The sequence below is a fragment of the Streptomyces sp. NPDC001852 genome (assembly GCF_042891825.1).
In the GTDB taxonomy this organism is placed as follows: domain Bacteria; phylum Actinomycetota; class Actinomycetes; order Streptomycetales; family Streptomycetaceae; genus Streptomyces.
Window position 1 is genome coordinate 1 of sequence record NZ_JBIATN010000015.1, and the last position, 19,018, is coordinate 19,018.

The following is a 19,018-nucleotide window of genomic DNA, read 5'->3' on the forward strand; positions in this document are numbered from 1 at the left end:
CCGCTACGAACGCAAGGCCGAACACTTCCTGGCGTTCACCGCCATCGCCTGCAGCCTCATCTGCTACCGCAGACTCTCCAAATGAGACGACTTCTTATATATGGCCTGTTCAAGTCTCAATGAAATAGGCCCGGTTCGACCCGCTGTCAGGCCGCCCCGCGCCGCCGTAAACTGCGGGTCCGCAGCCATGGGGGGCGCTGCTGACGGGGGGAGCGGTCATGTCCGGAAGTCCGTACGGTCCGAGTCAGGGATTCGCGGGGCCGCCGCTGCCGCCCATGCCGTCGAGCCCGCCACCCGCGCCCCCGGACGCCTGGCGCGCCGCCGCGGTCGCCCTGCTCAACCTGAGCGGTCTCGGCCTCGGGTACGCGCTGCTGCGGCGCTGGGTGCTCATGGCCGCGTGCTGGACGGCGACCGCCGTGCTGCTGCTCGTGGCGGTGCCCGTCGACGCCGACGGCGTCCCGGGCGCCGCCCTCGCCGGCTACGCCGTACTCCTGCTGCTCGCCGCCCTCCACGGCGGGTTCGCCGGGCTGCGCACCCGGCTCCCCCGCCCGGCCGGAGCGCCGCTCGCCCTGCTGCTGGGCGTGCTGCTGCTCGCCGTACCCGCGGGTGGCACCCTCTGGTACCGGGACGCCCATGACGAGGCCGTGGAACAGGCGCTCCTCGACCGCCTGGACAAGGCCGACCACCTGGTGGCGACGAGCGGCCGGGGGCCGTTCACCTCCGCCGAGTCGGACTACCGGTCGGCGCTGGAGGTCTACCGCGACCTCGCGGAGCACCACCCCGGCTCCCGCGCGGCCCGGCGGCTCCCCGACAGCCTGCGGACCTACTACACGACCGTCGGCGCTCCGTACGGCCACCGGGACTACTGCGGCGCCATCGAGCCGCTGAAGTACCTGCGCACGGTTCCCGGCACCATGCCGAAGGACCGGCTCGGCTCGCTGGCCCGCTGGCCGGACGACCGGCTGGCGACCTCCCTGTACGAGTGCGGGTCCCAGCGCCTCACCGCCGGCGGGACGGACTGGGACGCCCGCTTCGACGACCTGCTGAACACCTTCCCGCGGTCCGCGGCGGCGGCCAGGGTCTCGCCCGCCGTCGACGCGGCCGTGCAGCGCGCGGAGAAGGCCGTCGGCGGAAGCGAACCCTGCACGGCCGTCGCGCAGTTGCGCGACCTGGACACCCGGATCGGCGCCCTGTCGAAGTCCTCGGGGGACGCGGACGGTACGCTCGCCAAGGCCGCCGGCCGCGCCGGCCGGAGCGGCGACGCGGGGGAGTACGCCTGCGGAGTCCAGCAGTACGAGGACGGTGACTTCGAGGCCGCCCAGAAGACCATGGAACAGTTCGTCTCCGGGAACACGAACGACAGGAACCGGGCCCGCGCCCAGAAGATCGCCATAGCCGCCGAGGTCGCCCAGACGCTCCCGAAGGCCGGCAGGAAGCTGCCGACCACCGCCTCCGGCGGCAGCATCTCCGTCACGGTGAAGAACGACAGCCCGCACGACATCATCGTGCTCTACACCGGCCCCGTCACCGGCAGCCTCACCCTCAAGGGCTGCGGCGACTGCAAGGCGTACACGCTCGCCGACACCCTGATGACCGGCTTCAAGCCGTGCAGCGACAGCGGCAGGAACTACCCGCAGCGCACCATCAGCCTCCCGGCGGGCACCACCTACTTCCTGCACAAGCCGATCGGCAGCAGCACCGCGACCCCGGCCTCGGACACGGCCACCCTGCGGCCCGGCTACATCTACACGGAGTGCGCCTACACGACCCAGACGCTCGGATCCGGTATCTGACCGGGCCACCGCACGGAGCCGGCACCTCAGCCGGCCGCGTTGTCGACGCGCATGCGCACCTGCTCCTCCAGGCGCCGCAGGCTGCCGTCCAGGGCGTCGAACACCGCCTCCTCACCGGGATCGTCACCGGGGTCGAAGAACGACAGGTGCACGGTCACCTCGCTGGCCCCGCTGCCGATCCCGGACACCTGCAGCCAGCCGGTGTAGCTGCCCTTCTCCCGGGTGCCCCACTCCAGGCGCATCTGGTCGGGCTCGGCCCGCAGCACGGCGGGCATGTCCTGGCCCGAGCGGTCCTCGTGCACCGTGACGGAGGGCGGTTCCTCGACCTCCACGTGCAGGGCGTTGGGGAGCCATGCGTCGAGCCGGCCCATGTTGGCCGCCTGGTCGAAGACCTGCTCGGGCTGCGCGGGCATCGCGCGGGACCATTCGTACTCGGTCATGGTGACACCGCCCTCCACTCGGGACGTCGTACCCCGACCGCGTGCCCCTTCCGCGGCGGCCGAAAAGCCCACCGCCGCCCGCGCTGCGATCCGGACCATGTACGCCGTGAACTTGTCTGGTCAAGTTTGGTCGCGGTTCTTCCGCTCGACAGTGACGACCAGTACTCATGTCCCGTTCGTTGTGCACAGTCAGGCCGAGCGGGCAGGCGCCCGCACGGCATCCTCACCAACGGGACGAGGTACCACGCATGCGACTGCGCTGGAGATCCCTCGGAGGGCTGATCGCTCTCCTCGGCGCGCTGATCGTCGCCGCTCCCGCCCCCGCCGGGGCGGCCGGGAGCAGCGGCAACCTGATCGTCAACGGCGATGCGGAGGGCGGCGGCACCTGCACCGGCGACTGGGCCGCCGCCACCACGGTCCCCGGCTGGACCACCGAGGCCGGCGGCCTGGACGTCATGTGCCACAGCGTCGCCTCCTTCGGACTGCCGAGCGACGGCAACACCCCGGGCAAGGCGTTCTTCGGGCCCGGCAACTTCGGCGACGGAGCGATGACGCAGACGGTCGACGTCTCCTCGGCCGCCTCGGCCATCGACGGCGGGGGAGTGCACTACGACCTCTCCGGCTGGCTGGGCGGCTGGACCACCTACAGCGGCTACGTCGCGGTCAGCCTGCACTTCCACGACGCGAAGGGAAGCCCCGTCGGCGCAGCCGCCAAGCTGCCCACGGTGTCCGCGAGCGACCGCGGCCTGGCCACCAAGTTCCTCTCGCGCAGCACCACCGGCGCGGTCCCGGCCGGCACCCGCTCCATCCAGGTCGAGGTGCAGTTCCTGTCCACGAGCAGCGAGACCGGCTACCTCGACAACCTCTCCCTCACCCTGGACACCCCGGTCACCGCGCCCGCGCCGCTCGCGCCGCCCGTCTCCAAGGTCCCCGGCTACGACCACGTCTTCACGGTCATGATGGAGAACACGGACTACTCCGAGGTCATGAATGACCAGGCGGACACGCCGTACATACACAGCCTCATGACCCAGGGCGCCACGCTCACCGACTTCCACGGCGTCTACCACCCGAGCGACGAGAACTACCTCGCCATAGCCGGCGGCGACACCTACACCAAGGGCGCCACCTACTTCCCGAACATCAACTCTCCCGAGCGCAACCTCGGTGACACCCTGGAGGCGGCCGGCAAGACCTGGAAGGCCTACGAGCAGGGCATGGGCACCCCCTGCAACACCAAGAACAACAACGACAGTTACTACCAGCCCGACGACGCGCCCTTCATCAACTACACCGACATCAGCGGTGACGCCACACGCTGCGCCGCCCACCTGTTCGACACCACGCAGCTCACCACCGACCTCAAGTCCGCGGCCACCACACCGGACTTCTCCTGGATCGCCGCCGACGACTACTACGACGGCGAGGCCTCCGGAAACGGCAACGCCACCAGCCTGAAGACCCAGGACGGCTGGCTGAAGCAGACCCTCGCCCCGGTCCTCGCCTCCCCGGCCTGGACGCAGGAGCGCTCGCTGCTCATCCTGACCTGGGACGAGAGCGAGGGCGAGGCCTACAACCACGTGGTCACCACGGTCGTCGGCTCCCAGGGCACCGTCCCGGCCGGCACCAGCAGCCCGCTCCACTACGACCACTACGGCATCGGCCGCACCATCGAGGCCGCCCTCGGCCTGCCGGGCCTCACCGCCAACGACACCTACGCGACACCGCTCAACGCCGCGTTCGCCCCGTCCACCGCGAGCACGCCGACGCTCACCGGCGACCTGAACGCGGTCTCCGACGGCGGCAATGTCACCTTCCGCTACTCGGTGCCGTCGGCGTCCCAGGCGAACGCCAAGAACTGGATCGGCATCTACCCGGCGGGCGTCGCCCCGGGTCAGCGGTCCTCGCTGGCCTGGTCCTACGCACCGAACGCGGCCGGTGCCCTGACCTTCCCGACCGGCAAACTGAGCGGAGCGGGGAAGTACGACGTGTACTACCTCGCCGACGACGGCTACTCGGTCCTCGCCGGACCGTTCTCCCTGACGGTCGGCTGACCGGCCACGACGAGAACGGACCCGCACGTCCTCACCGCCCGCCGGAGCGGCCCACGGATCCCCACTCCGTGGGCCGCTCCCCCCTCCGCCGTCCCCACGTGGCCGGCGATCACATGCCCAGCGCGATGGCGACGCGGGTCAGCTCGGCGGTGTTGGTGATGTTCAGCTTGGCCCGGATGCGGCGCAGGTAGGCGTCCACGGTGTGAGTGGACAGTCCCATGTGGCGGGCGGTCTGGAGATAGGTGCGGCCGGCGGCGATGTGCCGGAGCGTCTCCCGCTCGCGCGGAGCCAGTGCGGGGGCCGGGGCTTCGGTGTGCGCAGTGGCGAGAGTGGCGCTCATGGGGCTGTCCTCCGGGCGAGACCTCTGACCGTTTGGGCGATTTGCCCTTGTTCCTCCAGGTTGGTTGCTGTATTTCATGACGGTGTCCGCCGACTGTCACAGGCGTGTCACAGGGAAGGAGGAATGGTTTACACCACCTCTGGACCCGGTCCTGCCAGACCGGCCCGATGGGCGAACAGGGCCGCCTGGACCCGGTTTTCGAGACCCAGCCGGGTCAGGATGCGGTTGACCCGGCTCTTCACGGTCGCCTCGCTGAGCCCGAGGTCCGCCGCGATCCGTGCGTTGGACAGCCCCCGCGCGACCAGCACCAGGACCTCGATCTCGCGCCCGGTGAGCACGGCGGCCTCCGATGACGACTCCGGCGCGGGGGAGAGGAGGGCGGGCGGCAGCGCGGTGACGGTGTCGATCAGGCGCCGGGTGACGCTCGGGGCGAGCACGGACTCGCCGTCGGCCGCGGCACGAATGGCCTCGGTGAGCTGGTCGGGCCGGCTGTTCTTCAGCAGGAAGCCGACGGCCCCGGCCCGCAGCGCCGCGTGCACGTACTCGTCCAGGTCGAAGGTGGTCAGCACCAGCACCCGCGGCACCGGCCCCGGCCCGGGCCAGTCCCGGACGATCCGCCGGGTCGCCTCGACGCCGGTCGTGCCCGGCATCCGTACGTCCATCAGCACCACGTCCGGCCGCAGCGCCACGGCCCGGGCGACGGCCTGCTCGCCGTCGGCCGCCTCTCCGACGACCGAGAGGCCTTCCCGGCGGTCGATCACGAGACGCAGTGCGGTCCGCACGATCTCCTGGTCGTCCACGACGAGCACCCGTACGGTCATCCGTCCCCCCGTGCCGGGGCGGGACCCCGCGCGGACAGGGCGGCGCGCAGACACCAGCCGCCGTCCGGCCGTGGCCCCGCGCACAGTTCGCCGTCGAAGGCCGCCACCCGTTCCCGCATGCCGACGAGCCCGCGTCCGGCTCCGGGCACCGGCCGGTGCCCCGGGGCCGGTGCGTCGTTCTCCACCTCGATCGTGAGCCGCGCCCCGTCCCCGCGTACGGCGATGCGGACGCCGACGGGACCGGCGTGCTTGACGACGTTGGTCAGCGCCTCCTGGACGACCCGGTAGGCCGAGACCTGCAACCCGGCCGGCAGCGCGTTCCCCGCGGGTACCTCGGAGACACAGCTGACGCGGCACCCCGCCGAGGCCGCGACACCGACGAGCAGGTCGATGTGGTCCAGGGACGGCTCGGGCGCGAGGTCGCGCTCGCCGAAGGACAGCAGTCCGAGCAGCCGCCGCATCTCGGTGAGCGCCGTGTCGGCGGTCCGTGCGATGAGACCGACACCCTTCGCGGCCTCGCCCGCATCGGGCGGACCGGAGGTCAGCACGTCCTCGGCGGCGCGCGCCTGGAGGGCGATCGCGCTGACGTGGTGGGCAACGACATCGTGCAGGTCCCGGGCGATCCGGGCCCGCTCGGTCAGCACCGCCTGCCGGGCGTTGATCTCCTGTTCGGCGGTGAGCCGCCGGTTGAGCTCGCTCAGGCGTTCCGCGTCTGCGTCGATCCGGCGCCGCCCGTACCCCAGCAGCCAGGCCAGGGCGAAGAAGAACACGAACGTCGTGACGGTGATCGGCTCCAGCGAGCCGGGACGGGGTGGCTGCCAGTTTCCGGTCAGGGCATCCGTGACGGCGGTGGTGGCCAGGCCGCACACGGTGAGCGGCACGCTCGCCGACGCCGGTGCGTGCCGGGCCACGGCATAGACACCGAGCATCAGCAGGAACGGCCCCGGCACCTTCCCCGGGATCGGGTCGAGCGCCTGGAACAGGACGTACAGCGCGGTCATCGCGAGGAGTACGGTCCGCGGCCGCGTCCGGCGCCACAGCAGCGGCAGGGTCTGCGCGCCCCACAGGGCCACCCCCCACGCCGGCGGCCGGGGTGTTCGGTCCAGCACCGTGGTCATGTCGACCAGGGTGAGGCCGCCGACCCACAACGCGTCCGTCAGACGCGGTCGGTCGGCGAGCCACCGCTGTGCGGCTCGGGGCAGGACGTTCACCTGGGCGCTCATATCGGTCCGTCAGGCTAGACGACCCGCAGGGCGCGGCGGATCCGCCGCCGGGCGCGCATCGAAAGATGCGTCACCGAGCCGAGGATCGGCACCGGGGCCGAGGTGCGGCCGGGTCCGGCCGCCCTAGCGTCCCGGGCATGACGAACACAGCCGTACCGGCACCACCCCACCCGACGCAGCAACCTCCCGCGCGTCCGGCACGCGCCCACCGGCGCACCTGGCCCCTGCTGGCGCTCGGTACCGGCGCGATGCTCCTCGCGGTCGGCGGCCGGTGGGACATCGAGGCCGCCGCCTGGATCTTCCCCGTCCTGCTCCTGCGCTTCAGCCGGCTCGGCCGCGCCTGGTCCGGAGCGCTGTGGATCTGGCTGGCGCACCTCGGCGCCGCCGTCTTCTGGGTCCAGGAGTCGGCGATCGGCTTCAACGCCGTGGTGTTCGCCGGGGCCCTCGCCCTGGCCGCCCTGCAGACACTGCCCTTCCTGGCCGACAGACTGCTGGCGCACCGGCTGCGACCCGCACCGGCCGCCCTGGTCTTCCCGGCCGGTGTCGCCGCCGCCGAGTTCCTGATCACTCTGCTGTCCCCGTTCGGCACGGCCTACGGCTCCCTGGCCGTCACTCAGCACTCGGCACTGCCCCTCCTCCAGGTCGTCTCGGTCACCGGCCCCTGGGGCATCGGCTTCCTCATCGGTTACGTCGCGAGCACGGCCAACCGCGTCTGGGACCGTCCCTCCTGGCGCGGCGGCCTCGCCTGCACCGCCGTCCTGCTGAGCGTCCTGCTCGCCGGCGGCGCCCGGCTCGCCTTCCTCCCGCCGCAGGGCACGACCGTACGGATCGCCGGCGTCAGTCCCTCCCGCACCGTGACGCAGCGGCTGCAGACCACACTCGCCCGATTCGCCGACGGCCGGGGCGGCGTCGCGGCGGCACCCGCCGACGCGGTGCGGCCTGCCATGACCGCGGTCGAGAACGACCTGCTGGCCGCGACCCGCCGTGAGGCCGCCGCCGGCGCGAAGATCGTGATCTGGCCCGAGGAAGCCGTCAGGACCCAGGAGCGGCAGGAGCCCGCCGCCGTCGCCGCCGCCCGGGCACAGGCCCGCAGCTCGGGCGTCTACCTGGAGATCGGAGTCCGCGTCTACAGCACCGCCGCGCCTGCCTACGGCCGGGACGAGGCGATGCTCATCGACCCCCGCGGCACCGTGCTGTGGACCTACCAGAAGGCCCACCCCATCCCCGGCTCGGAGCGCTTCACACCCGGCGACGGCCATGTCCCGGTCGTGCGCACCCCGTACGGCCGGCTCGCCGACGTCATCTGCTACGACGCCGACTTCCCGGCCCTGATGCGCGCGCGGGCCGACATCATGCTCGTGCCCGCGCACGACTGGAAGGAGTACGGTGCCGCACACACCGACAAGGCGGCGTCGGCAGCCGTCGAGGGCGGCTACTCCCTGATCCGCCAGGACGCGGAGGGCGTCTCCGCCGCGTACGACGACCAGGGCCACGTACTCGCCACCGCCGACTACTTCGCGACCGGCCGTCAGACCATGGTCGCCTTCGTGCCCGTGCGGGGCGTCACCACGGTCTACGACCGCGTCGGCGACACCTTCGCCTGGCTCTGTCTGGGCGCTCTGGCGGCGCTCACCGTCACCGCACTCGTCCGCCCCCGGCGTCCGGCGGACGGGTGACGACGGGCCGGGCTCAGGCGACGGCCCGGCGTGCCGTCCGCTCCACCAGGGAGATCCCGTCACTCATCGAGGCGCTGCCGTTCGACAGCACCGCCATGAGGCAATGGTGCCCCTTCACGGTGACCTGGCCGACGCTGTCGACGTTCCAGAGGCCGGAGGTGTTCCGCTGCAGCCAGCCGTTCTTCAGCGCCCGCGGGGAGCCGGAGCCGTCGGCGGCCGGCACTCCCCAGGTCTGCTCGGGGACGACCTGGCCCATGAGGGTGCGGATACAGGTCCGGGACTGCGCGTTCAGGGCGGCGGACTTCGCGGTGGAGCCGGGCTTCGCCGCCGTGTCGTCGTCGCACACGGTCCTCAGCAGCCGTATCCGGTCACGCGCGGTCGTCCGGGTCGGTCCCCACTTCACGCCCGGACCGCCCGTGGTCGAGGTCAGCCCCAGCCGCTTGTTGGCCGCCGCCGGCCCGGAGGCCCTGCCGATCCGGCGCCAGAGCGCGTCGGCCGACGAGTTGTCGCTGCGCTCGATCATCGGCTCGGCACGGCCGCGCTCCTCGGCGGTGAGCCCGTGTCCCGCGTCCTGTGCCCGGAGCAGCAACGCCGCGAGGATGTCGACCTTGACGATGCCGGCGGTGTCGTACGCGCCGTCCCTGCCCGTGCACCACCGGGGTGCGGCCGGCTCCGTCCAGGTCGAGCACGGCGGCCGTGGCATGCGGGGAGGGGCCGGGGAGGAGGCGGCCGGTGCCGGGTGCAGGGCGCCGAGGGAGACGAGGGCCGCGACAGAGACCGGCAGAGCGCCGGCCCGCGTGCGTGCGGTGGCAGGGGAGGGGTGAGACGGCATGCCGTCGAACGGAGACAGAACGTGCGCCCGACGGCGTGGCAGCGGTCACCTTCGGGCAGGTTCGTGGCGCAGTGCGGGAAGGCCCACCGGCACCGCCAATGGGACGCATCGCGGCATCCGGGTCGGTCGTGCGGCGGCGTGTACGCGCCTCGCGGGGCGCATGCCTCGCTTATCGTCGGCCAGACACCGACATCCGGAGCGATCATGGAAAAAACGGATGAACTGGTTGGCGTGGCCGGGGGCGTGACGGTCGTCCCCGCCGGTTCGCCGTCCGTGCGCCGCATCCGGCCGTGGCCACTCGGTGCCGCCCTGGTGATCACGCTCGGTGCCGTCACCGTGTTCATCCTCGCCGGAACCCGGTGGCTCAACCAGCCCGCAGTCCAGGCCTGGCGCACCGTGTGCCTGGCCATCACCGTCCAGGCACTGCCCTTCCTGCTCCTCGGCACCGCCCTGTCGGGCGCGATCAACGCCTTCGTGCCGGCCGACCTGTTCACCAAGGTCCTGCCGAAGCGGCCCGCCCTCGCCGTTCCCGTCGCCGGTGCCGCGGGGGCGGTGCTGCCGGGGTGTGAGTGCGCCTCCGTGCCGGTCGCCCACAGCCTGATCCGACGCGGCGTCACCCCGGCCGCCGCCTTCGCCTTCCTGCTCTCCGCGCCCGCCATCAACCCCGTCGTGCTGACCGCCACCGCCGTCGCCTTCCCGGGCAACCCCGCGATGGTCGCCGCCCGGCTGCTCGCCTCCCTCGCCACGGCGGCCGTGATGGGCTGGCTGTGGCTCTGGCTGGGCAGGGAGGAGTGGCTGCGGCCGGTCCTGCGGCACCGGCACACCGGCCACCGGCACGGCCGCGGCCGCTGGAACGAGTTCCGGCTGGGCTTCCAGCACGACTTCCTGCACGCGGGCGGCTTCCTCGTCCTCGGTGCCATGGCCGCCGCCACCTTCAACGTCGCGGTGCCGCGCACCGTGCTCGACGCCTTCTCCGGCTCACCCTGGCTGTCGGTGCTGTTCCTGGCCGGGCTTGCCGTGCTGCTGGCGGTCTGCTCGGAGGCCGACGCCTTCGTCGCCGCCTCGCTGAGCGGGTTCTCCCCGGCAGCCCGGCTCGCGTTCATGGTGGTCGGCCCGATGGTCGACCTGAAGCTGATCGCCCTTCAGGCGGGCACCTTCGGGCGGGCCTTCGCCTGGCGGTTCTCCACGGCCACCACCCTCGTGGCGGTCGCCGCGAGCGTCCTGATCGGAGGTGCGCTGCTGTGAAACGCCCGGTCCAGATCCTGCTCCTGACCCTGACCGGCATCGGGCTGCTGCACACGGCCCTCTTCACCGACACCTATCTGCGCTACGTCAAGGCCGGTCTGCGGCCTGTACTGATCACCTCCGGCGTGGTCCTGCTGCTGCTCGGCCTGGCCGCGGCGGCCGCACGGGGCGGACCGGAGCACACCGCCCACGACGACCACGAATCCGACCCTGAGCATCACGGTCACGGCCACACCGGCGCCCCGCGCATCGCCTGGCTGCTGTTCCTCCCGGCGATCAGCCTGCTCTGCTACGCGCCGCCCGCCCTCGGCGCGTACACCGCGGCACGCTCGAACGCCAAGCCGGTCGCTGTGCAGAAAGGATTCGCCCCGCTGCCCGCGACCTCACCGCTGCCCCTGACCCTGACCGAGTTCACCAAGCGAGTCCAACAGGACCCCAGCCGGGCCATCAAGAGCCGGCTCGTCCGGCTCACCGGCTTCGTCACCCCGGCCGGGGACGGCGCCGGCTGGTACCTGACCCGCATCATCTTCACGTGCTGCGCGGCGGACTCCCAGACCGTCAAGATCCACGTGTACGGCGCCGGGGCCCCGCCCGCCAACACCTGGCTCGCGGTGACCGGCACCTGGCACCCCCGGGGCACCCTAGGCACCAGGACCGCGCCGGCCGCCCTCGACGCCAAGGACACCCGCCCCATCGCCCAGCCGGTGAACGCCTACACCGACGACCTGCCGCTCACGCCGTCCTAGCAAGGCCGAACAGGGAGTTCGGCGTCGCGGGCGCGGGACCACACGCGTCGCGCGGGCCCGGTGTCACAAGGCCTGGCGGTCGTACCGGAGCCACCGCTCCTACCGGTACGACCCCGGCGTGTGAGGGGCCGGCCGGGCGGAGCCCTTCGCGGGCACGGCCGGTGTGCCGGTGAGGAGCACGCCCGTCACCAGCCAGGGGCGGATGCGCACGGCGTGGTCCCCACCCTCCTGCGGTGCCCAGGGGGCGAGCAGCGCCCGGACCCGGGCCAGGTCCGCGGGGTCCGTGACGAGCCGGGCGCAGCCCGTGACCACCACGCTCCAGCCGAGATGGGTGTCCGGGTCGATCGCGTCGGCCTCGTAGGCGACCACCACACCCTCGTCGCCGGCCTGCTGCGGGTGCGCGGTCAGCGCCGCGCCCTCGTGGGTGCGGATCACGATGTCGCCGCCGTCGAGGACATGACTGACCGGGCGCACCGCGGGAAGGGCCTGCCGGGTGAAGACGATCCGCCCGAGGGACACGCTGTCCAGCAACCGCAGCGCCTCCACCCGGTCGAGGTCGACGCGCCGGTGCACGGGCGAGCTGTCACGGATCATGGCTGGCTTCTTCGCGGGTGTGGGACTCTCGCCGGCTTCACAGGGCCCCCGGTGCGCGGCGACCATGCGGGGACGGAGCGACACCGTGGGGGAACAGGTGCCGCTCCTGCCCCCACTGTCACCCGACCCACGCCGTCCACACAGTGTCCTTCGGCCCACGGCGGCAGGGCCGGACGGCCCGATTCCGCCGGTCAACAGGGGCGGGCGGGAAGTCGTCGTGCGCCTCTTCGGCACTCACCCCGCCGACATCCCGGTTTGAGGTGCACGATGGTGTCGTGACACTCGACGGCCGGGTCCGGGAGACCGCCCCGAGCCCGCTCGCCGCCCGCCCGGCGCGATCCTGCCCGGCGAGGGGTACGTGGAGTGGGTGCGGCTGAGCCGCCGGTGTGCGAGAGGAGGCGGTGACGATGAACCGGACACCTCCCACGGCGGTCGGCCACGTACGGCTGTGGCGCTGGCGACGCAATCCGCTCAGGCGGCACAGCGACGTCGTCGAGGCCTGGATCGTCCTCGTGACCTGGGTGCTCGCCGTCCTCGGCGGAGCCGTGGCCGGTCTCATGGCGGCCCAGACCGCCGGCGCGGCGTTCTCCGCCCGGCAGGCCCAGGTGCACTCCCTGTCCGCCGTGCTCACCGACGACGCGGCGCCGACCCCGGCCTCCGGGACCGGCTACGACGACGGGCGGGTGTGGGCAACCGTGCGCTGGACGGACGTCCACGGCACCGTGCACACCGACCGCGCGAAGGTCTCCCCGGGCGCCCCCACCGGATCACAGGTGACCGTGTGGACCAACCGCGCGGGCCACGTGGTCTCCGCGCCCGTCACCGGCGCCGCGGCCGATCTCCAGGCGGCCCTCACCGGAGTCCTGGTCGCCCCGTCCGCCGGCGCGGCGGTCTGGGGCGCGGGCTGGGTGGTCCGCAGCCGGCTGATCAAGCGGCGCATGGCCGAGTGGGACGAGGAGTGGAAGCAGATCGGCCCCCGCTGGGGGAACTTCAGCGGCGGCGGACGAGGCTGAGCAGGCGACGTCGAGCCACCATCCCGCTCCGTGCAGGGGGCGCCGTCGGCGCTGGGCTCCGGTGGACGGAGGGCGCCGCATCCGGCCGTCGCTCAGGGGCTTCTGTTGCATGCCCAGGCGCCGGATGCGCGGTGCGGCCGGTGCGGGGAGTCGGAACGGGTGGGACGGGACGGGTGAGACACGACGACAGGGCGGGAAGGGCCACCCGCTTCTCGCGGATCCGGATTGCGCGGTGCACGGCTGCCGGCCGCTTCTCCGCGTCTGTTCTCGGTCCTTCCCGCCGTTACCAGCACACCACGGAACCCGCCGTCCCACCAGGCCCTGCGGCCCTCCGCGTCGTACTCCCCGGAGTGGGGCACGGCCGGCACGCCTTCAGGAGAGACCCACCGTGCGCTCAGCCTGCCGTCCCGCGGCGACCCTCCGGATCCGGCTCACCTGAGGGCTCGACTTCTCGTCGCACGTCGACGGCTGTACCTACTCGACCGGCACCGCCCCGGCCTCGACGAACGGGGTGAGCCGTGCGCGTACCTGCTCGGCGGACCCGGCTCCGGCGCTGGTCGTGGACCGGCGCGGTGATCTGGTCGCCGCGAACGACACGTTGGACGTGCTCACCGAGGGCGCCGCCCCGGAACGCGTCGGCCCCGGGAGGAATGTCCACCGGCTCGCACTGCATCCGCAGGGTCTGGCCCCGCGCATCGGCAATCTCGCCGAGTGGCCCCGGCACATCCTGGCCGCCTCGGCCATCTGCCCGAGCTACGGGACGAACTCGGCACATACATACCGGGATTGGGGCCGTCCGCCGATCACCTCGGCTTCTGCGGTGCCGCTGCGCGTGTCCTCCTCGTGCGGCGAACTGCGGCTGTTGACGACCTTCGTCGCCGCCGTCGACGTGACCCTCGCCGAGCTGGAACTGGAGGCGTCCCTGCCGGCGGCCCCGGCGGTCCCGGCGATCCAGCCGGCCCTGGCAACGGCCGCGGCACACCGGGACATCCAGCGAACCCACCGACCCGCCGTCACCGCCGCGGCCTTCTCCGAGGCCGGGGCGCTCGTGGCCACCTGGGACGACGACATGCCCGGGTGCAGCGGTCATCGCCTGGCGGCGCCTCGCGACGGCCGGCCTGAGGGTGCACACCAAGGGAGTCGGCCGAGAATGTCCCCGACAGGACGGCCCCGGTGGCCGCCGCCCACAGCGCCGGCCCCACCGTCGTGAGGACGGAAGGCCAGTCGCGCACGTACGGCGGCGGAGCGCGGAGCGCGGCGACACGCCGGGGCGATGTCCGGGCGCGGCCGGCGTCAGCGCGGGCGTGGGGCGGCGGACGAGCGGCGCCGAGCTGATCGCACGGCGACGGCCTTGCGGCTGCCGACTTCGTGGACCGCCTCCTCCGTCCAGCTCTCCGCCGTGTGGGCGACACCGGTCCGCAGTGGCCGGAGGAACGGGTTGGCGCAGGCTGCGAGTCGGGCGGGCAGCAGGCACCGGTGATGCCGGGCGAGGAGGCGGGCGCGCCCCTGGGCGAACAGCGCGGCACTGTCACACGGGCCGCCCGGCGGGGCGTAGGCGCACGGCGCCGCCGTACCCCGTGTGGCAGGACGACAGGGAGGAACACGCACATTCCCTGCGTCGTCAGTCGTCTGCTTGCTCAGTCGTCGTCGGCCGCCGGCACCCACCCCGTCGGCGGCGGGCAGCCGGACGAACAACCGGCCCTCGACAACGCGTCCGCTCAGTCCCGCGAGTCAGTCCCGCGAGTTGCCGAAGAGGATGCGGTAACCGATGAGCAGGACCAGGGAGCCTGCGATCGCCGCGCCCCAGGTGTAGAGGTCGAAGAAGTGCTTCTCCACCGAACGGTGGAGGAAGCGGGTGGAGAGCCAGCCGCCGACGAAGGCGCCCGCGACGCCGATGAGAGTGGTGCCGATCAGGCCACCCGGGTCACGGCCGGGCAGCAGGATCTTGGCGATTCCTCCGGCGAACAGGCCGAGGATGATCCAGCCGATGATGCCCATGGTGTTGTTCCTCCCGTCGGGTCGGGATCCGCGCCGAGCGCGCCGGAGACCGACACTTGGTATGCCTGTTTGCGCAAAGCCTAGGGGCAGGTCGTCGGGCCGGGACAAGGGGTGTTGGCCTGCGCGGGTCCTCTGGTGATGACCCGTCGAGGTTCTGCTACATGATGAAGACATTGCGCAATCGAGGAACTCGGCGGGCCTCAGGAACGTCGATCATGATGGATGCGGGACGTACGAGCGGCTGCGGAGGACGTGGATGAGTGTCTCCCTGACCAAGGGCGGCAATGTGTCGCTGAGCAAGCAGGCCCCCGGTCTGACTGCTGTGACGGTCGGGCTGGGCTGGCAGGCGAACACCGGGTACGAACCGGACGCCGGCGCGCTGCTGTGTGCCGCGTCGGGCAAGGTTCCGTCCGACGAGCACTTCGTGTTCTTCAACAACCTGAGCAGCCCCGACGGTTCGGTCCGCCACCTCGGCGGTGGCAGCCCCGTCGACGGCGACGACCAGCGGATCGAGGTCGACCTGACCAGGGTCCCCGACGAGGTCGAGAAGGTCGTCTTCACCGTGTCGCTGTACGAGGGCGTGAGCCGCGGCCAGGCCTTCGGACAGGTCCACCGTGCGTACATCCGCGTCCTGGACCGGGAAGGCGGCACCGAACTGGCCCGCTACGACCTCGCCTCCGGAGGCCTGTCGACCGAGACGGCACTCGTCTTCGGCGAGCTGTACCGGCACGGCGCGGAGTGGAAGTTCCGCGCGGTCGGGCAGGGTTACGCCTCGGGACTCGCCGGCATCGCCACCGACTACGGCGTGGCGGTGCTGAGAGAGGCGTCCCCGAGCCCCGCGCCGGCTCCGGACCCGGTCGCCGTACCGCAGCCGCATGCCGGCACCCCCGTGCCGCCCGCTCCGCTCAAGCCGCCGGTCGCCGCCCCGTCGGCCCCGGCGTTCACCCCATCCTCGCAACCCACCACCGGGAGTTCCAGCGTGACCTGCTTCTTCGACCCCAACCACGGCCCGGGCGTGACGAGCGTGACCTGGTCACCCCAGTGGGGCGTGCCCCGGCCCGTCCAGACCTGCGGCGCCTGCGCCCAGCGCGTCCAGACCACGGTCCCCCCGTTCTACACCCCGCCCCAGCAGGGCTATCCCCAGCCCGTGCCGCAGGGCTATCCCCAGCAGGGGTATCCGCAACAGGGGTACCCGCAGCAGGCGTACGGCGAGCCGTACGCGGACCACGACCATCACCAGCAGGGCGGCGGCCGGCGCTTCGGCGCGGGCGCGCTCATCGGTGCCGGTGCGGCCGGCCTCATCGGCGGCGCGCTGCTCAACGAGGCGTTCGACGACGACGAACCGGACGTCGTGGTCAACAACTTCTACGAGGACTGAGTCCGCCGGCAGGAGACGGACTTCTCCCGCCGCCCCGCGAGCATGCGCCCGACTCCGGAAAGGACGGGCCGGTTGTCCCGGCCGCGCCCGACCGCCGGAACCGGACGCCTACACTGGGTGGGCGCACGTGCGTCGGCTGTGGCGAGGGCGGGGACGGGAGAGGGCTGTGACGGAGAGCGCCGCCGGCTTCGAGGACCCGCCCGCCGAGGTGCTCGCCGAGGCCGCCGCGGCGTTCGGCCTGCTCGCCTCCTCGGCCCGGCTGCATCTGATGTGGGCGCTGTCGCAGGGGGAGAGCGATGTCACGCATCTCGCCGGCCGGGTGGGCGGGGCACTCCCGGCGGTCAGCCAGCACCTGGCGAAGCTCAAGCTCGCCGGACTCGTCCGCGCCCGCCGCGAGGGCCGACGGCAGGTCTATTACATCGACGACCCCGACGTCGTGACCTTGGTCCGGGTGATGGTGGGGCAGCTGACCGCGCGCTCGGCACGCCCCTCGGACCCTGCTCACGGACTGCGCCGGATCGGTGACTGAGGGCGCTACGCGGCCCCGTCGGACCCGGTGCCGACGTCTTCTGTACGGCGCTCTCCTGCAAGGTCTGTATGGCGCTCTTATCTGAGGCGCGTAGACTCCCGCTCCCGTACCATCCCGGTCCGCACGGCCATGAGACGCCTCACCTGTGAATCATGTGTGCATCCGTGCTGCTCGGGCCACAGGTTTGTTAGATTGCGCAACCACGCAAGCAATTGGCGAGCGGCGTGCTCCGCCCGCCCGGACTTCGCCGCGTGGGCTGGGCCGTACATCCCACGGCTCAGCCTGACGGGCCCGACCGTTCATGGGAGTGGGAGATGAGCGACCCGTGGGACGGGCCCACCGGGCAGGCCACGCGCAGCCGTAGCGCGCGCGTGCCCGGCCAGCGAGCGGTCGAGACCGACGGCGCGCCTCGGCCGGGCGGCCGGGCCGCGGCCCGGGCGGCTTCCCGCGGGCACAACGGCAGGCGGGGGCGCCGGGCCCGTCCGGTGGGCCGTGGCAGGAGGGTGCTGAAGGTCCTCGGGATCGGCCTGTCGGTGATCATCGTGGTCACGGCCGGTGCGGGCTGGTGGTTCTACGAGCACCTGAACGGCAACATCCACAGCGTCGCCCTCGACGGCAAGGGGGGCTCCGAGAAGGCCGACGCGTTCGGCCGCACCCCGATCAACATCCTGGTCATGGGCTCGGACGGCCGCACCAGCAAGGCCGACTGCAATCTCGGCGGCGGCTGTGCGAAGACCGGCGTGCAGACCGGCAGCAACGCGGACGTGCAGATGGTGGTGCACATATCCGCCGACCGCTCCAACGCGACGATCATGAGCATCCCGCGCGACACCATGACCCAGGTACCGGCCTGCAAGGACAGCGAGAGCGGCCAGTCCACGAACGGCTACTACGGGCAGATCAACAGCGCGCTGCAGTACGGCCCCGCCTGCCAGGTGGCCACGGTCCACCAGCTCACCGGCATCCCGATCGACCACTTCGTCAAACTCGACTTCTCCGGCGTCGTGAAGATGTCCGACGCGATCGGCGGCGTCTCCGTCTGCGTCACCGACAACGTCTACGACACCTACTCGCACCTGAAGCTCTCCAAGGGCGACCACACGCTCAAGGGCGACGCGGCGCTGGAGTTCGTCCGCTCCCGGCACGGCTTCGGCGACGGCAGCGATCTCGGCCGTACGGTCTCGCAGCACATCTTCCTCAGCTCGATGATCCGCAAGTTCAAGAGCGCGGGCACCCTCACCGACCCGACCGCGGTCTACGGCCTGGCCGACGCCGCCACCAAGGCGCTGACCGTGGACGACGGCCTGGGCAGCGTGAAGAAGCTGATCTCGCTCGCGGACGACGTGAACAAGGTGCCGACGAAGCGGATGACGTTCACCACGATGCAGACGGCCCAGGACCCCAACAACAAGGACCGGGTGGTCGTGGGCCCGGGCGCGAAGACCCTGTTCTCGACGATCGCCAACGACCAGTCGCTGACCACGGGCTCCGGCAAGAAGGCGGAGGCGGCCTCGGCGACCGCGAAGGCCACCGCCCCGGCCGTCCCGGCGTCGCAGATCGCCGTCACCGTGGAGAACGGCACCGCGGTCACCGGCCGCGCCTCGGGCATCGCGACCGCGCTGACCGACCAGGGCTTCAGCTCCGCGACGACCACGGCCAACGCCCCGAGCCCGGCGACGACCACCACGCTGACCTACGGCACCGGTCAGAAGGACGAGGCGAACACGGTCGCCAAGGCGCTCGGACTGTCCTCCGCGCACCTGAAGCAGGGCACGGGCACCGGCCTGACCCTGGTCATCGGCAGCGACTGGCCCAGTGGCACCAGTTTCCCGGGCGGCAGCTCCTCGCCCGCGCCGGCCGACACCAAGACCGCGGTCGGGGGTGCTCACGCCTCCACCGCCGACCAGGCCAAGACCTGCGCCAAGGTCAGCCCCTACAGGACGGTGAACCTCAACGGCGTCCCCATGACGCCGGCCCAGGCGTACGCCGCGGCGCGCAGCACGCCCGACTCCGACGCCTGACCGGGGGCGTCGGAGCAGGCGGCCCGGGTGGAGGGCCGAGGGCGGGCCGGCCGTGCCGTGCCCGCCGCGAAGGTCAGGGGCTGGCGATGTCGAAGCCGTACCGCAGGGGCTCGCTGGTGACGGTGTAGTCGCGGCGGTACAGATACACCGCCTCGGCGCGTGCGCCGCCGGGCTGTGCGGCCTCGACCTGGCAGGGGTACGTCACCTGGATCACGCGCGGTCGGTCGGAGACCTTCATCCGCAGCCCGTCCGCCGGTCCGCCGTCGAGCACGGCGGTCTCCCAACCCGTCACTTCGGTAGTCTCCACGCCGGAAA

General features: G+C 72.4%; 18 protein-coding genes and 1 pseudogene. 11 read left to right on the forward strand and 8 right to left on the reverse strand.

From position 1 onward, the window contains the following. Positions 1–85 (forward strand): annotated as a pseudogene (locus tag ACFYZB_RS25390) (IS5/IS1182 family transposase); the annotation flags it as partial. Positions 86–218: 133 nt separating this feature from the next. Then, positions 219–1,793: a hypothetical protein gene (locus ACFYZB_RS25395; protein ID WP_388762697.1), complete on the forward strand. Its 1,575-nt coding sequence runs from the start codon at positions 219–221 to the stop codon at positions 1,791–1,793. A 26-nt stretch (positions 1,794–1,819) separates the two neighbouring features. Here ACFYZB_RS25395 and ACFYZB_RS25400 read toward each other — a convergent pair whose 3' ends face one another. After that, on the reverse strand, positions 1,820–2,233 hold the full coding sequence (locus ACFYZB_RS25400) for an SRPBCC family protein (RefSeq protein WP_388762700.1): 414 nt from the start codon (positions 2,231–2,233) through the stop codon (positions 1,820–1,822). A gap of 248 nt (positions 2,234–2,481) precedes the next feature. On the opposite strand from ACFYZB_RS25400, the gene ACFYZB_RS25405 reads away from it, so the two are divergent. Continuing rightward, on the forward strand, positions 2,482–4,287 hold the full coding sequence (locus tag ACFYZB_RS25405; protein ID WP_388762702.1) for an alkaline phosphatase family protein: 1,806 nt from the start codon (positions 2,482–2,484) through the stop codon (positions 4,285–4,287). 109 nt (positions 4,288–4,396) lie between these two features. On the opposite strand, the gene ACFYZB_RS25410 is transcribed toward ACFYZB_RS25405, so the two are convergent. The 3 genes from ACFYZB_RS25410 to ACFYZB_RS25420 all read right to left on the reverse strand — a co-directional run bounded on the left by ACFYZB_RS25410 (position 4,397) and on the right by ACFYZB_RS25420 (position 6,671). Next, positions 4,397–4,627 carry a helix-turn-helix transcriptional regulator gene (locus ACFYZB_RS25410; protein WP_351210134.1) on the reverse strand — a complete coding sequence of 77 codons (231 nt, stop codon included), beginning with the start codon at positions 4,625–4,627 and terminating at the stop codon, positions 4,397–4,399. A gap of 128 nt (positions 4,628–4,755) precedes the next feature. Continuing rightward, positions 4,756–5,448: a response regulator gene (locus ACFYZB_RS25415; RefSeq protein ID WP_388762705.1), complete on the reverse strand. Its 693-nt coding sequence runs from the start codon at positions 5,446–5,448 to the stop codon at positions 4,756–4,758. Next, positions 5,445–6,671: a sensor histidine kinase gene (locus ACFYZB_RS25420; RefSeq protein WP_388762707.1), complete on the reverse strand. Its 1,227-nt coding sequence runs from the start codon at positions 6,669–6,671 to the stop codon at positions 5,445–5,447. Before ACFYZB_RS25420 ends, ACFYZB_RS25415 begins: the two co-directional genes overlap by 4 nt. Positions 6,672–6,808: 137 nt before the next feature. On the opposite strand from ACFYZB_RS25420, the gene ACFYZB_RS25425 reads away from it, so the two are divergent. Continuing rightward, positions 6,809–8,347: a nitrilase-related carbon-nitrogen hydrolase gene (locus ACFYZB_RS25425; RefSeq protein ID WP_388762710.1), complete on the forward strand. Its 1,539-nt coding sequence runs from the start codon at positions 6,809–6,811 to the stop codon at positions 8,345–8,347. Positions 8,348–8,360: 13 nt separating this feature from the next. Here the strand turns inward: ACFYZB_RS25425 and ACFYZB_RS25430 are convergent, their stop codons facing one another. Then, positions 8,361–9,179, reverse strand: a complete 819-nt coding sequence (locus ACFYZB_RS25430) for a serine hydrolase (protein WP_388762713.1) — start codon at positions 9,177–9,179, stop codon at positions 8,361–8,363. Between the two features lie 204 nt (positions 9,180–9,383). On the opposite strand from ACFYZB_RS25430, the gene ACFYZB_RS25435 reads away from it, so the two are divergent. Together ACFYZB_RS25435 and ACFYZB_RS25440 are read left to right on the forward strand one after the other, a co-directional pair. Further along, entirely contained in the window at positions 9,384–10,424 is a 1,041-nt protein-coding gene (locus ACFYZB_RS25435; RefSeq protein ID WP_388762715.1) for a permease, read from the forward strand. Then, positions 10,421–11,170 (forward strand): TIGR03943 family putative permease subunit, encoded by a 750-nt coding sequence (locus ACFYZB_RS25440; protein ID WP_388762717.1) that lies wholly within the window; start codon positions 10,421–10,423, stop codon positions 11,168–11,170. Before ACFYZB_RS25435 ends, ACFYZB_RS25440 begins: the two co-directional genes overlap by 4 nt. A gap of 99 nt (positions 11,171–11,269) precedes the next feature. On the opposite strand, the gene ACFYZB_RS25445 is transcribed toward ACFYZB_RS25440, so the two are convergent. Continuing rightward, the gene (locus ACFYZB_RS25445; protein ID WP_388762719.1) at positions 11,270–11,764 is read right to left on the reverse strand and encodes a pyridoxamine 5'-phosphate oxidase family protein; all 495 of its coding nucleotides are present in this window, start codon (positions 11,762–11,764) and stop codon (positions 11,270–11,272) included. Positions 11,765–12,171: 407 nt separating this feature from the next. Here ACFYZB_RS25445 and ACFYZB_RS25450 point away from each other — a divergent pair, with 407 nt between their 5' ends. Both ACFYZB_RS25450 and ACFYZB_RS25455 read left to right on the forward strand, forming a co-directional pair. Next, positions 12,172–12,777, forward strand: coding sequence for a hypothetical protein (locus tag ACFYZB_RS25450; protein WP_388762720.1), 606 nt, complete (start codon positions 12,172–12,174; stop codon positions 12,775–12,777). Between the two features lie 511 nt (positions 12,778–13,288). Then, a complete protein-coding gene (locus tag ACFYZB_RS25455; RefSeq protein ID WP_388762722.1) occupies positions 13,289–13,987 on the forward strand; it encodes a hypothetical protein in 699 nt (232 codons plus the stop codon). 521 nt (positions 13,988–14,508) lie between these two features. On the opposite strand, the gene ACFYZB_RS25460 is transcribed toward ACFYZB_RS25455, so the two are convergent. Then, positions 14,509–14,775 (reverse strand): GlsB/YeaQ/YmgE family stress response membrane protein, encoded by a 267-nt coding sequence (locus ACFYZB_RS25460; RefSeq protein ID WP_351210156.1) that lies wholly within the window; start codon positions 14,773–14,775, stop codon positions 14,509–14,511. Positions 14,776–15,031: 256 nt separating this feature from the next. On the opposite strand from ACFYZB_RS25460, the gene ACFYZB_RS25465 reads away from it, so the two are divergent. The 3 genes from ACFYZB_RS25465 (at position 15,032) to ACFYZB_RS25475 (ending at position 18,703) form a co-directional block, all read left to right on the forward strand. Further along, the gene (locus ACFYZB_RS25465; RefSeq protein WP_388762723.1) at positions 15,032–16,153 is read left to right on the forward strand and encodes a TerD family protein; all 1,122 of its coding nucleotides are present in this window, start codon (positions 15,032–15,034) and stop codon (positions 16,151–16,153) included. 166 nt (positions 16,154–16,319) lie between these two features. After that, positions 16,320–16,682, forward strand: a complete 363-nt coding sequence (locus ACFYZB_RS25470; protein WP_388762724.1) for an ArsR/SmtB family transcription factor — start codon at positions 16,320–16,322, stop codon at positions 16,680–16,682. 314 nt (positions 16,683–16,996) lie between these two features. After that, positions 16,997–18,703, forward strand: a complete 1,707-nt coding sequence (locus tag ACFYZB_RS25475) for an LCP family protein (protein ID WP_388762726.1) — start codon at positions 16,997–16,999, stop codon at positions 18,701–18,703. 73 nt (positions 18,704–18,776) lie between these two features. Here the strand turns inward: ACFYZB_RS25475 and ACFYZB_RS25480 are convergent, their stop codons facing one another. After that, entirely contained in the window at positions 18,777–19,010 is a 234-nt protein-coding gene (locus tag ACFYZB_RS25480) for a hypothetical protein (RefSeq protein ID WP_388762728.1), read from the reverse strand. Positions 19,011–19,018 lie beyond the last annotated feature (8 nt).